This window comes from Azospirillum brasilense, from assembly GCF_003349955.1.
GTDB classification, from domain to species: Bacteria; Pseudomonadota; Alphaproteobacteria; order Azospirillales; family Azospirillaceae; genus Azospirillum; species Azospirillum brasilense_B.
This window is the reverse complement of sequence record NZ_QLKQ01000040.1, coordinates 1-12,807: the sequence shown is the minus strand read 5'-3', so window position 1 is coordinate 12,807 and position 12,807 is coordinate 1. Positions and strand designations below refer to the sequence as shown.

Here is a 12,807-nt window from a genome sequence, read left to right as displayed (position 1 = left end):
AAGCGGTCAGCCTTTGTGCCCGTGCGCCGCGGTCTGATCCGTGTCAGTCGCGGGCGAGGAGCCGTTGTTGTTCTTTTCGGTTTGTTTGCCGTCTTTGGTGTCCAGGGCGGACAGGGCGTCCACCACCGTCGCCATGCGGCTGCCAAGGGACCCCTTGACCAGCACCACGTCGCCGCCGCGCACCGCGCCGGCCAGGAGGGGGGCCAACTCGGCGCTGGTTTCCGTCCAGGCGCCGCGCAGGGCGGCGGGCAGGCGGTCGAACAGGGCGCGCATGTGCGGGCCGCAGGCGTAGACGGCGTCCACACGCGCGGCGCGCAGCGGTTCGGCCAGCGCGGCGTGCAGGGCGTCGGCGCGGTCGCCCAACTCCCGCATGTCGCCCAGCACGGCGAGGCGCTTGCCGCCGGCGCCGGGGTCGATCTTGCCGAGCACCGCGAAGGTCGCGGTCATGGCGGCGGGGCTGGCGTTGTAGCTCTCGTCGATCAGGGTGAAGGCGCCCCGGGCGGCCTGGACGCGCTTGCGCGTGCCGCGGCCCTTCACCGGCGCGATGGTGGACAGGGCGCGGGCCGCCGCGGCGACGTCGGCGCCCAGCGCCTTGACCGCCAGCAGCACCGCGAGGCTGTTCATCACCCAATGCCGGCCGGGCAGGGCCAGACAGTATTGGATGCGCTCGCCGCGGATGACCGCGGTCACGGCGCTGCAGGTGGCGTGCAGCGAGCAGTCCACCAGACGCGCGTCGGCGTCGGCGTGGGAGCCGAAGCTCCAGATGCGGCTCAGTCCCTGGGTGCGCGCGGCGGCGAGCAGACGGGCGAAATGCGGGTTGTCGCGGTTGAGGACGGCGACCCCGTTGGGGTTCATACCCTCGAAGATCTCGGCCTTGGCGTCGGCGATCGCCTCGACGGAGTCGAAGAACTCCAGATGAGCGGCCTCGACCGTGGTGATGACCGCGACGTCGGGCATCACCTGCCGCGACAGCGGGCCGAGTTCCCCGGCGTGGTTCATGCCCAGCTCGAACACGCCGAACTCGCTGTCCTCCGGCATGCGGGCCAGCGACAGGGGCACGCCCCAATGGTTGTTCAGACTGCCTTCGGTGGCGAAGGTGCGGCCTTGCGCCGACAGGACGTGGCGCAGCGCCTCCTTGGTGCTGGTCTTGCCGACCGAGCCGGTGACGCCCACCACCCTGGCCTGGGTGCGCAGCCGCGCGACGTGGCCGAGATCGCCCAGCGCCGCCAGCGTGTCCTGCTCCACCGCCAGAAGGGAGGCGTCGCCCGGCACGCCGGGGGGCACGGTGCTGACCAGCGCCGCGGCGGCGCCGGCCTCCAGCGCCTTGGCGACGAAGTCGTGCCCGTCGAAGTTCGGCCCCTTGATGGCGACGAACAGGTCGCCCGGCGCCACCTTGCGGCTGTCGATGCTGACCCCGGTCGCCGCCCAGGAGCGCGTCGCCTGACCGCTGGTGGCGGCGGCGGCGTCCTCGGCGGTCCACAGGACGGTCTTGGCCTCGCTCATGCTGCTCCAACCTCTGCCACGGCGGCTCGTGCCTCGGTCGCGTCGTCGAAGGGAAGGACCTCCGTCCCGACGATCTGACCATGCTCATGTCCCTTGCCGGCGATGACCAGGACGTCACCGGGCCGGAGGCTGCGGACGGCGGCGCGGATGGCCTCGCGCCGGTCGCCGATCTCCTCCAGAGCCGGATGGCCCGCCAGGACCTCCTTGCGGATGGCCGCCGGCACCTCGGTGCGCGGGTTGTCGTCGGTGACGATGGCGCGGTCGGCCAGACGGCCGGCCAGCTCCCCCATCACCGGCCGCTTCCCGCGGTCGCGGTCGCCGCCGCACCCGAACACCGCGATCAGGCGGTTCCGGGCGTGCTGCTTCAGCGCCAGCAGCACCGTTTCCAGCGCGTCGGGCGTGTGGGCGAAATCGACATAGACCGCCGCCCCGCAGGGGTGGGTGGCGACGTGCTGCAGGCGTCCCGGCACGCCGTCCAGGCGGGTCAGGGTGGCCAGGGCCTCGTCACGGTCCGCGCCGGAGCCGATCACCAGACCGAGCGCGCACAGCGCGTTCCACGCCTGGAAGCGGCCCGCCAGCGGCAGGTCCACGGTGATGTCGCGGCCCAGGACCGTCAGGTCCAGGCGCTGGCCGTGGGCCAGCGGCTCGACCCCGTTCACCCGGATCTCGCGACCGGCCAGACCGTACCCGAAGACGCGGTGACCGCGCTGTGAACAAATCCCGGCAAGCTCGGCGAAGGTGCCGCTGTCGGCGTTCAGGACGGCGGTTCCCCCATCGGGCAACACCCGTCCGAACAGCATCGCCTTGGCCTGGAGGTAGGCCTCCATCGTGCCGTGGTAGTCCAGATGGTCGCGGGTCAGGTTGGTGAAGCCCGCGGCCTTGAGGGCCACGCCGTCGAGACGGAACTGCTCCAGCCCATGGCTGGACGCCTCCATCGCCAGATGCTCGATCCCCTTGTCCTTGACGGCGGCGAGGTCGCGGTGGAGCGACACCGGGTCCGGCGTGGTCATCCCGCCGTAATCGTCCAGCCCCGGCCCGATCAGCCCCAGCGTGCCCAGGCTGGCCGCTTTCAGGCCCATCAGGTCCCACATCTGGCGGGCGAACTGGACGGTGGAGGTCTTGCCGTTGGTCCCCGTCACGGCGACCACGGTGTCCGGCTGCCGCCCGTGGAAGGCGGCGGCGAGGCGCGCGAAGAGGCGGCGCGGCTGCTCGTCGGCGACCAGAGCGGCGGCGCTGCCGGCGGGCAGGGCGGTGCCGACGGGCGCCACCACCGCGACGGCGCCCTTGGCGAGCGCGTCGGCGATGAAGGCGCGCCCGTCCGCCTTCGCGCCCGGCAGGGCGGCAAAGACGAAACCGGGCCTGACCGCGCGGCTGTCCGCGGTCAACCCGGTCACTTCGACGGCTGGCACCTCGACGGAGGAGGACGCAGCGTCAGCGCGGCTTGTTGCCAGCAGGTGGGACAGAAGCAACGGTGCTGCCTTTCGGTTGCGCGGGCGGAGGCGGCGGTGCGGGCGGGGTCGTCTGACCGGCGGTGTTGATGTAGGTGGCGTTGATGACCTCGGGCGACGCCTCGTCCACCGGCTGGACGCCCAGCAGCGGGCCGATCTGCTTGACGATCCGGCCGACCGCGGGAGCGGCGACCCAGCCGCCGGTGGCGAAGCCGTAGGTCTTCTTGGTGCCCTTCGGCTCGTCCACCAGGACATAGACGATGTAGCGGGGGTCGTGCATCGGGAAGGCGCCGAGGAACGACGACATGCGGGAGTTCCGCGCGTAGCTCCGGCCCTTCTGCTTCTCCGCCGTGCCGGTCTTGCCGCCGACGACGTAGCCCTTGGCGTTGGCCGACTTCGCCGTGCCGTCGGTGACCACGAAGCGGAACAGGCGGCGCATCATCGCCGAGGTCTTCGGGCTGATGACCTGCTCGCCCGGCACCTCGACCGTGGGGTCTCGCTTCAGCAGGGTCGGCGGGTGCAGCACGCCGCCGTTGATGATCGAGGCCGCCGCATTGACCGTGTGCATCGGGCTGACCGACATGCCATGGCCGAAGGAGATGGTCATGGTGTTGACCTCCCGCCACGGATTGGGCACCAGCGGCCAGCCGTTCTCCGGCAACTCCAGCGAGGTCGGGCGGGTCATCCCCAGCTTGGTCAGGAAGGACTTCTGGTGCTGCACGCCCAGAGACATGGCCATGCGCACCGACCCGAGGTTCGACGATTCCTGGAACACCTCCGCCACCGTCAGGTTGTGGCGGAAGGGGTGGTATTCGCGGATCGTGAAACGGCCCACCTTGATGTTGTTGATGGTGTCGAAAGTGTCGGAGACGCGGATCTTGCCCGAATCCAGCGACATCGCCGTGTTGAAGATCTTGAAGGTGGAGCCCATCTCGTACACGCCGAGCGTCGCGCGGTTGAACAGCGTGTCCGGGTCGAGCCCCGTCGGGTTGTGCGGATCGTAATCGGGCAGCGAGACCATCGACATGACTTCGCCGTTGCGGACATCGTAGATGATGCCGGTGGCGCCGATGGCGCTGAACTCGTCGATCGTCGTCTGCAATTCCTTCTTCATGATGTGCTGAAGGCGCAGGTCGATCGACAGCTGCAACGGCTTCGGGTCGGTGGTCAGCCGCTTGTTGAACTGCTGTTCCAGCCCGGCGAGCCCGTTGTTGTCGACGCCGGTGAAGCCGACCAGATGCGAGGTCAGGTTGGAGGCCGGGTAGAAGCGGCGCTCCTCCCGTTCGAAATAGACGCCGGGCAGGCCCAGCCGGAACACCGCCGCCTGCTGCCTCGGCGTCAGGTTGCGCTTGATCCAGACGAACCGCTTGTCGCCGCTGAGCTTGGTCAGCAGGTCCTTGTAGTCCAGCTCCGGCAGGGCGGTGGTGAGCTTGCGCGCGACCTCGTCCGGGCGGCTGATCAGCTTCGGGTCAGCGTAAAGCGACTGCGTGGCGAGCGAGGTCGCCAGCAGGTTGCCGTTGCGGTCCACGATGTCGGCACGGTTGACCGGCGGGGCGTCGACCTCCGCGGCCATGCGCGGACGCGGTTCCGCGGCGTGGTTGAACAGCGTCGCGTCCACGAGCTTCACGCCGATGGCGGAAAAGACCACGGCGACCATGGCCGCGGTCACCATCAACCGGTTCCGGCTCTGCTCCAGCGCGACCGACAGCGACGTCCGCGGCTTGGAAGCCGGGGGCGGGACGCTGTAGGCGCCGTGCGCGGGATCGATGCCGGGCGGCGGAACGCTCATCGGTTGGCTCCGAGACGGGCGACGAGAAGACCGATGCTGTCATGCTGCGCCGGAGGAGCGGCCGGCGGCTGGAAGCCGGCCTGCTGCGGCTGAGGACGGGCCGCGGGCGGCGGCGCCAGCGTCCGGGCGGTGACCGGCGGCTTGGTGGCGACCTCGGTCGGCCCGGTCGTCACCATGCGCGCCGGGGCCGACTTGGCGGCGGAGGGCAGGGGCGGCGCCTTGGCCGAGGCGGGCACGATGGCCGAGGGCTTGATCGGGGCCGGCTTGATCGGCGAGGCCGAGGCCGGGATCACCACGCCACCCTGAATGATGGCGCCGCCACCCACGACGCTGTCCCCGGTGGAGGCCGTCGCCACGTTCGGCGCCTTGCCCGGCGTCTGGTTGCGGACCATCGGCGGCAGCGGGGCCTCCTCCGGCGCGACGGTGGGGGAGGGGCGCATCGGCACGATGGTCATCGCCACGAACTGGCGCGCTTCGGTCGGCTGCAGCGCCAGATGCTCGCGCGACAGATTCTCCAGGCGGGTCGGGTCGTTCAGAAAGCTCCACTCGGCCTTGAGGACCTGGATGGCCTCCTGCTCCACCATGATCTTGCGATTGAGCGAGCCCAGCTTTTCCTCCAGCTCCTGAACCTCGTAGCTGGTCTCGAACAGGACGAAGCCGGCGGCGGCGATCAGGCCACCCCAGAAAAGTGCGGATTTGTATTTCATGCCGCCTCCTTGCCGGGCGCCGGATAGGCCGGCGCCGCCGTGCGTTCAGCCGCGCGCAGCCGGGCAGAGCGCGCGCGTGGGTTGCTGTGGGCTTCCTGGTCCGTCGGCACGATGGGCTTGCGCGACAGGAGCCGGAAGGATGGGGAACGCGCGTCCGCCGCAAGGCTCGGCGCGTGTCGGGACGGGGAGGGCGGGGGCGAGGAGCGTTCCTTCAGGAACATCTTCACTTCCCGGTCCTCCAGCGAATGGAAGGAGACGACGGCAAGGCGGCCGCCGGGCTTCAGCAGCGATTCGGCGGCGGCGAGGCCGCGGCGAAGCTCGCCCAGCTCGTCGTTCACATGGATGCGCAGCGCCTGGAAGGTCCGGGTCGCCGGGTCGATGGCGTCGCCCTTCCCCTTCGGCACCACCGACCGCACCACGTCGGCCAGCTGCTTGGTGCGCGCGAACGGGGTGTCCAGCCGCGCGGCGACGATGGCGCGGGCCACGCGGCGGGCCATGCGCTCCTCGCCGTAATGGAAGACGATGTCGGCCAGCTCGTCCTGGGTGGCGGTGTTCACCACGTCGGCGGCGGTCGGCCCATCGCGTCCCATCCGCATGTCGAGCGGACCGTCGAATCGGAAGGAGAAGCCGCGCTCCGGCTCGTCGATCTGCGGGGAGGAGACGCCGATGTCCAGCGCCACGCCGTCCACCGATTCGACGCCGTGCTCGGCGAGCAGCCGGTCCATGTCGCCGAATCGGCCTTCGACGATCTCCAGCCGGCCCGGATAGGCGAGGGCGAGCTGGCGGCCACGTTCGATGGCTTCGGGATCGCGGTCGATTCCCCAGACCCGGCAGTCGGCCCGGTCGAGAATCGCGCGGGAATAGCCGCCGGCGCCAAAGGTGCCGTCCACATAGACGCCGCCGTCGCGCGGGGAGAGCGCGTCCACGACCTCGTTCAGCAGGACGGAGATGTGCGGCGAATCCGGAGCGGAGGAGACGGGAGCGGGGAATTTCACGATCATGCGCCCTCCCCTGCCCGGCCGGCGGCGGCGCGGGACGCCTTGGCGACGATCTGGCTCAGCGAAATGTCCTTGCGCACGACCTGGTCGCGCAGCGTCTGTTCATGGGCCTTCAGGGCGCCGGGCTCCCAGATCTGGAAGGTCTTGCGGCGGCCGATGAAGGCGGCTTCCTCGTCGATTCCGGCGAATTCGGCGAGTTCCTTGGGCAGGACGATCCGGCCTTCGGTGTCCAGCGAGACGGGGATCAGCTTGCCGAAGATGAAGGTCTCGATCATGTCGCGCTCGTCCGAATCCAGATCGGGGGATTCCAGGCTTTCGGACAGCACGTCGAGATAATCCTGATCGGCGCCTTCCAGCGCCTGATGATTCAGCGAAGGCCAGAGATAGACGGTGCCGGGAGCCGACGTCTTGGCAAGCGACTGCCGGAACTGCGCCGGGATGGAGCAGCGGCCTTTCCTGTCAACTTTGTTGACGTATGTGGACAGGAAAATGGCCATCGGCCTGACGAACGCCCCCCTTATCCCGTTGCCGGTCTTCGCCGTCGCGAAGCCCTATCCGCTCTTGCCGCTGAACGTGCCCGGTTTGGCTACCTTGGTTGGGTAGTTCCCCCTCCGAACTGGGCTTTCATGGGATAGCATGGGACAGTTTGGGCGTCAACGCCCCCTCCAGTATTCATATGGTGCTGTCAAGACTTTTGGGGCGATGTGTTGCCAGCGTGCAAATAGGTGAACCGAATCGGCGAGAATCGGCAATATACCAGCGCGCTAATGAGCGATTACGCGGGGTTGCCCCACAGAGTTCGCAGGATGTTCCGTGAGTCCCGCGAATAGTTCCCATCATGTGGCTTTCCATAAAGGCGAATCGCACCCTACGAATGGTATAGCCTTCTGGGGTAACCTACCGACGCATGGCATGGGACGGCATGGGAATTTGCCCCACAGTTATCCACCGGCTGTGGATGAAGCTGGGGACATCTGTGGACAAGGGCGCGCAATCCCAGGCCCGGGCCGCGGGAAAGGGGTGGTCCGTTGTCCGGAGGTGGTGGGGATAAACGCCAGATGGCCTGTAAGCCGGGTTTTGTCCTCAGGTTACCCTGATGGATGGCCATTCATCTGGGACGCCGGTTGCCCGGCGCCTCACGCAACCAACCCGGGCGGCGGCGCGGAAACGCGCTTGGCCCCAGACCATCCCAACCGATCAGGGATCAGCGGAGATGGCGGGCCGTGCCGCCCCTATTCGGTCTTGCTCCCGGTGGGGTTTACCGTGCCGCCCCTGTTGCCAGGCGCGCGGTGCGCTCTTACCGCACCCTTTCACCCTTACCGCCGGCACGAGGCCGGTGGCGGTTTGCTCTCTGTGGCACTTTCCCTAGGGTCGCCCCCGCCGGCCGTTAGCCGGCACCGTGTTTCCGTGGAGCCCGGACTTTCCTCCCCCGATCCAAAAGGTCGAAGGCGGCCATCCGGCCATCTGGCGCGGCAGTGTGTACAGAGTCGCCGTGTGATTCGCAACAGGCTTCCAGCCGTTGCTCCGGCGTTCGTCCGGGGCGATGCCCGTTCGGAACGGACGGGTTAGCGTTGGGGCGTGTTTCCTATGGCGCGCAACGCTTCGACCTCCTCGTCCGTGAAGCCGAACTTGACGCGCATTCTCTCGATCTCGGATTCGGAAAAGCGGGCTGGTACCGGCATCAGGCCGTCGAGCATGGCTTCTTCGTCACGAAGATAGCCATCGGCGCCGTGAACGGGCTCCTCATGGAGACAACCCTCGTCCAGCCGATCGGGGGCGCCGTCCCCGGAGGGATCGTTCGCCGCGCTGATCTGGGATACCGATGGTTCGATGCGCCATCCCTGCGGAGGCCAGCCGGCGAACTGCAGGTGTTGCACATATCCGTCGTCCATGAAGCTCATGATGTGTCTGGTCATGGCAGCACTCCCGTTTCGGACAGGTACATGGTAACGGATTCTCGGTTCGTGAGGTCCAAAAATCCAGTCCAGCTCTCACCTTCCAAAAGGAATCGCCCCACCGAATGTCCGCTCGGGGGGTGCCGGAAGCGAGGGTCGACGAGTTCTCGCAACGATGTCGGAGACGGATGATTGAGAATTCTCTCGACGAGCCGGTAGGTCATGGAATCCACGCTGGACCGTTCCGCGCCCCACCGGACAAGCAGGCGATTCGCCAGACTCCTCCATGCGGACGGCGAGTCCGGCAGAAAGCCGGACTTTGCCCAGACATATCCCCCCATGGTGAGCGCCGCGTGCAGGTCGATGCGGTGGATGCCGAGCATCCTGTAGATCAAATAAAAATTCTGGTGAATGGGATGCGTCAGGGCACCCCGCCTTGCACGGTTGGAAACCTTGAGCAGCGTGTTGTAAACGTGAAGATTGATGGGATCGATGCGCCGGACGGCCACTCCATCGGCGCCGGTGAGCGTGAAGACGCGCAACCGAACCATCAGTTTATCGCCGTTCACGACACGACACAACACCCGTGCGACCGGTATGCGTGCGGTCAACGCCATGGCGAAGCCCCATAGTGGCATGCCCAGATGGGCCATGCACCAGACATTCACTTGGGCAAGGGAGCGGCCGCTGGCGACGATTTTGGAACGGCCGTGATCGATGTCTATGCGGGCGGTCATCGGTGCGTGTGCATTTCCAGGGGAAATCGCCTTTTCGGGCGCAATGACTCGCCTTTAGCGCATCTGGAGAGAGCCGTTCAACCACAACCTGACCGCCGGAGATCGATCCGCCCGCGGGATCACCGCCCGGTCATGCGCGTCAGCGCCCGCAGCCGCCGCACCGTTTCGGCGTCGGCCCTGCCGGTCATCCCGTCCGGCTGAAAGTGCCGCTGGAAGGCCAACTGCGCGCGTGGGCAGGCCGAGTCGTACCCATAGCGCTTCAGGAGGTCCGCCGCCTCCTCCTCGGTGAACGGCCCGTCGTCGACGGCGCAGACCTTCGGCCACAGCCCGATTCCGCGCGCGGCCAGCCCCGGCCAGTCGAACAGCTCGCCGGGGTCCTCCTTGCGGGCGGGGGCGATGTCGCTGTGGCCGAGCACGTCGGCGGGCGCGATGCCATGCCGGCCCATGATGTCCAGGCAGAGATCGGCCACGGCGGCCATCTGGGCGGCGGGGAAGGGGCGGTAGCCGAACTCGTGCCCCGGATTGACGATCTCGATTCCGATGGAGCGGCTGTTGACGTCGGCCCGGCCCCGCCAGGAGGACAGGCCGGCGTGCCAGGCGCGCCGGTCCTCCGGCACATGGGTGTAGACGGTGCCGTCCTCGTCCACCGTGTAGTGGGCGCTGACCTGGGCGGCGGGCTCGCACAGCCGGCTCAGCGCCGACTCGGCGGTGGGCATCCCCGTGTAATGGAGGATCAGCAGTTCCACCCCCACGCCCTCGGGCCGCGGCCCGTGGTTGGGGGAGGGGAGGTCGATGCATCCGGTGCCCGTGCGCGTCATGATGTCCTCAGGTCGGGCTTCCTCAGGTCGGATTCGTCACCTTCTCCGCCAGCGTCGTCGGGCGCCGCTTCACGATGACGGCCATGCCGCCCACGGTCAACAGTCCGCCCAGGACCAGCCGGAGCGTGAAGGGATCGTCCATCAGCAGAACGCCCGCCAGCACGCCGAAGACCGGCACGGTCAGCAGGAAGGGCATGGTCTGGTTGACCGAGTATTTGCGCAGCAGCGGGTACCACATCCCATAGGCGCCCATGGTCACGCCCACCGCCATGTAGGCGACGGAGCCCCAGCCCCACAAGGTGGCGTTGGTGAGCGCGGCCATCTGCCCCTCCTCGAACAGGAAGGAGAGCAGCAGCAGCTGCGGGGCGGCGAACAGCGCCATCCAACCGTTCAACGCGAAGCCGTCCACCCCGACGATCATCTTCATCTGGATGCTGGCGACGGCGAAGGCGAAGCTGGCGCCAAGGATCATGAACAGCGGCACCAGCGACCCGGACAGACGCGGCTCGCCCGCGATCACCGCGACGCCGGCGAAGGCCGCGGCCATGCCGGTGGCGCGGCGCCAGCCCAGCTTGTCCTTGAAGATCAGCGCGGCCAACAGGGAGGAGAAGGGCACCTGCGCCTGCGCGGCCAGCGACGCGGTGGCCGCGTCGATGCCGTTCAGCCCGGTGAACATCAGCGGGAAATGCACGGTCCCCAGCGTCACCGACAGAATCGCGATGGGCCGCACCGCGCTCCAGGGGATCCGCTTGAAGGGCAGGATCAGCGCCGCCACCGCGATGAAGCGCAGGGCCATGATGAAGAGGGGCGGGAACTCGGCCAGCCCCCACTTGGCGACAACGAAGTTCAGGCCCCAGATCGCCATGACCAGGAGCGCCAGCAGCGAGTCGCGCAGACTCATCCGCGGCCGCCTTCCAGCTCCTCGCGCAGGGCCTCCAGCTCCAGCCAGCGCTCCTCGGCGCCGGCCAGCTCGTTTTGTTTCGCCTGCAACTGATCGGACGTCTTCTGGAACTTGGCGGCGTCGCGGGCGAACAGGTCGGGATCGGCCAGCGCCGCCTCGAGCTTCGCCACCTCGGCGGTCAGCTTGTCCATGCGGGCGGGCAGGTCGTCCAGCTCCCGCTGGTCCTTGTAGCTGAGCTTGCCCTTCGGCTTGGCGGCCGCCGGGGCGGCGGCGGGCTTCGCCTTGGCCGGGGCGGCGGCCTTCTCCTTGGGCGGCGGGCGCTGCACCAGATAGTCGGAGTAGCCGCCGGGATACTCGGCGATCACGCCGTCCCCCTCCACCGCGATGGTGCTGGTGACCAGCCGGTCGAGGAAGTCGCGGTCGTGGCTGACCAGCAGCAGCGTGCCCTGGTAGTCGCCGAGCACGTCCTCCAGCAGGTCCAGCGTGTCCATGTCGAGGTCGTTGGTCGGCTCGTCGAGGATCATCATGTTGCTGGGCCGCGCGAACAGCCGGGCGAGCAGCAGCCGGTTGCGCTCGCCGCCCGACAGCGCCTTGACCGGGCTGTCGAGCTGGCGCGTGTCGAACAGGAAGTCGCGCATGTAGCCGGCGACGTGGCGCGGCTGGCCGTTGACCATCACGCTGTCGCCGCCGAAGGGGCACAGCACCTTGCGGATGGTGTCCTCGGGGTCCAGCCCGTCGCGCCGCTGGTCGAAATAGGCGGTTTCCATGTTGGTGCCCAGCCGGACCGTGCCCTCGTCGGGCGCCATCTGGCCGGTCAGCATCTTCAGCAGCGTGGTCTTGCCGGCACCGTTCGGCCCGATCAGCCCGACCCGGTCGCCGCGCAGGATGCGGGTGGAGAAGCCGTTGACGATGGTCTTGCGGCCGTCCGCCGTGTCGAAGCCCTTGGAGATGCGCTCCGCCTCGATGACCAGACGGCCGCCGCGCTCGGCCTCGGCGACGGCGAGCTTGGCCTGCTGGCCGCCCTTGATTCGCTCGGCGCGGTCGGTGCGGAGCTGGAGCAGGGCGCGCACGCGGCCCATGTTGCGGGTGCGCCGGGCCGAGATGCCCTCGCGCAGCCACTTCATCTCGCCTTCGATCTTGCGGTCGAGCTTCTGGGCGGCGATCTCCTCCGATTCGAACACCTCGGCCTGCCAGGTCTCGAACTCGGCGAAGCCGCGGTCGGTGGCGCGCACCGTGCCGCGGTCCAGCCACAGCGTGCGCTTGGCCAGCCGGTTCAGGAAGCTGCGGTCGTGCGAGATCAGCAGCAGCCCGCCGCGGTAGGCCAGCAGCTCCTCTTCCAGCCACTCGATGGTGGGGAGGTCGAGGTGGTTGGTCGGCTCGTCGAGCAGCATGACGTCGGGGGCGCCGACCAGCGTGCGGGCCAGCGCCGTGCGCCGTGCCTCGCCGCCCGACAGCGTGTTGGGGTCGAGATGGCCGGGCACCTGGAGCCGGTCCAGCACGGCGTCCACCCGGTGGGTCTCGTCCCGCTCGTCGGCGGGCAGGCCGGCGGCGACATAGTCGTGGACGGTGGCGCAGCCGGTGAAGTCCGGCTCCTGCGGCAGATAGGCGATGCGGGCGCCCGGCTGGGTGAAGACGGTGCCGCCGTCCGGCTGGATCATGCCGGCCAGCACCTTCATCAGCGTCGATTTGCCGGACCCGTTCCGCCCGACCAGACAGGCCTTGTCGCCCCGCCCGATGGACAGGTCGATGGTTTCGAACAGCGGACGGCCACCGAAGGTGACGGACACGCCCTGGAGCGCGGTGATCGGAGCGGGAGGAGCCATGACCCAACGATACGGTGTGCGGAGGTGTGCTTATATAGCGTGCGGTCCGCAGGCCCGCGACACCCGATTGCGCCGGGGCGGGGATGCACGGGGAGGGACGGGGGGTGGTTTCGTCGGGCCCCCACCCTAACCATCCCCCGCTTCGCAGGGGAGGGGATTCGAGTCCCCCTCCTGCGAAGCGGGGGAGG

11 protein-coding genes and 1 other RNA gene are annotated in these 12,807 nt (G+C 68.7%); all 12 read right to left on the bottom strand.

What is annotated here, in order from left to right:
• Positions 1-6 precede the first annotated feature (6 nt).
• The gene (locus DXK32_RS18025; RefSeq protein WP_114859785.1) at positions 7-1,503 is read right to left on the bottom strand and encodes a UDP-N-acetylmuramoylalanyl-D-glutamyl-2,6-diaminopimelate--D-alanyl-D-alanine ligase; all 1,497 of its coding nucleotides are present in this window, start codon (positions 1,501-1,503) and stop codon (positions 7-9) included.
• A complete protein-coding gene (locus DXK32_RS18020) occupies positions 1,500-2,954 on the bottom strand; it encodes a UDP-N-acetylmuramoyl-L-alanyl-D-glutamate--2,6-diaminopimelate ligase (RefSeq protein WP_114859816.1) in 1,455 nt (484 codons plus the stop codon). Before DXK32_RS18020 ends, DXK32_RS18025 begins: the two co-directional genes overlap by 4 nt.
• Entirely contained in the window at positions 2,935-4,740 is a 1,806-nt protein-coding gene (locus DXK32_RS18015) for a peptidoglycan D,D-transpeptidase FtsI family protein (RefSeq protein ID WP_114859784.1), read from the bottom strand. The genes DXK32_RS18020 and DXK32_RS18015 overlap by 20 nt, the downstream gene beginning before the upstream one ends.
• The gene (gene ftsL, locus DXK32_RS18010) at positions 4,737-5,447 is read right to left on the bottom strand and encodes a cell division protein FtsL (RefSeq protein WP_114859783.1); all 711 of its coding nucleotides are present in this window, start codon (positions 5,445-5,447) and stop codon (positions 4,737-4,739) included. Before ftsL ends, DXK32_RS18015 begins: the two co-directional genes overlap by 4 nt.
• Positions 5,444-6,448, bottom strand: a complete 1,005-nt coding sequence (rsmH, locus tag DXK32_RS18005) for a 16S rRNA (cytosine(1402)-N(4))-methyltransferase RsmH (RefSeq protein ID WP_114859782.1) — start codon at positions 6,446-6,448, stop codon at positions 5,444-5,446. Before rsmH ends, ftsL begins: the two co-directional genes overlap by 4 nt.
• Positions 6,445-6,942 carry a division/cell wall cluster transcriptional repressor MraZ gene (locus DXK32_RS18000; protein WP_014241212.1) on the bottom strand — a complete coding sequence of 166 codons (498 nt, stop codon included), beginning with the start codon at positions 6,940-6,942 and terminating at the stop codon, positions 6,445-6,447. Before DXK32_RS18000 ends, rsmH begins: the two co-directional genes overlap by 4 nt.
• 553 nt (positions 6,943-7,495) lie before the next feature.
• An RNA gene (gene rnpB / locus DXK32_RS17995) (RNase P RNA component class A) lies at positions 7,496-7,913 on the bottom strand.
• Between the two features lie 97 nt (positions 7,914-8,010).
• A complete protein-coding gene (locus DXK32_RS17990; protein ID WP_114859781.1) occupies positions 8,011-8,361 on the bottom strand; it encodes a hypothetical protein in 351 nt (116 codons plus the stop codon).
• Positions 8,358-9,077: a hypothetical protein gene (locus DXK32_RS17985; protein ID WP_114859780.1), complete on the bottom strand. Its 720-nt coding sequence runs from the start codon at positions 9,075-9,077 to the stop codon at positions 8,358-8,360. The genes DXK32_RS17990 and DXK32_RS17985 overlap by 4 nt, the downstream gene beginning before the upstream one ends.
• 119 nt (positions 9,078-9,196) lie before the next feature.
• A complete protein-coding gene (locus DXK32_RS17980) occupies positions 9,197-9,895 on the bottom strand; it encodes an N-acetylmuramoyl-L-alanine amidase (RefSeq protein WP_114859779.1) in 699 nt (232 codons plus the stop codon).
• Between the two features lie 22 nt (positions 9,896-9,917).
• Positions 9,918-10,796, bottom strand: coding sequence for a DMT family transporter (locus DXK32_RS17975; protein WP_114859778.1), 879 nt, complete (start codon positions 10,794-10,796; stop codon positions 9,918-9,920).
• A complete protein-coding gene (locus DXK32_RS17970; RefSeq protein ID WP_114859777.1) occupies positions 10,793-12,619 on the bottom strand; it encodes an ATP-binding cassette domain-containing protein in 1,827 nt (608 codons plus the stop codon). Before DXK32_RS17970 ends, DXK32_RS17975 begins: the two co-directional genes overlap by 4 nt.
• Between the last annotated feature and the right edge of the window lie 188 nt (positions 12,620-12,807).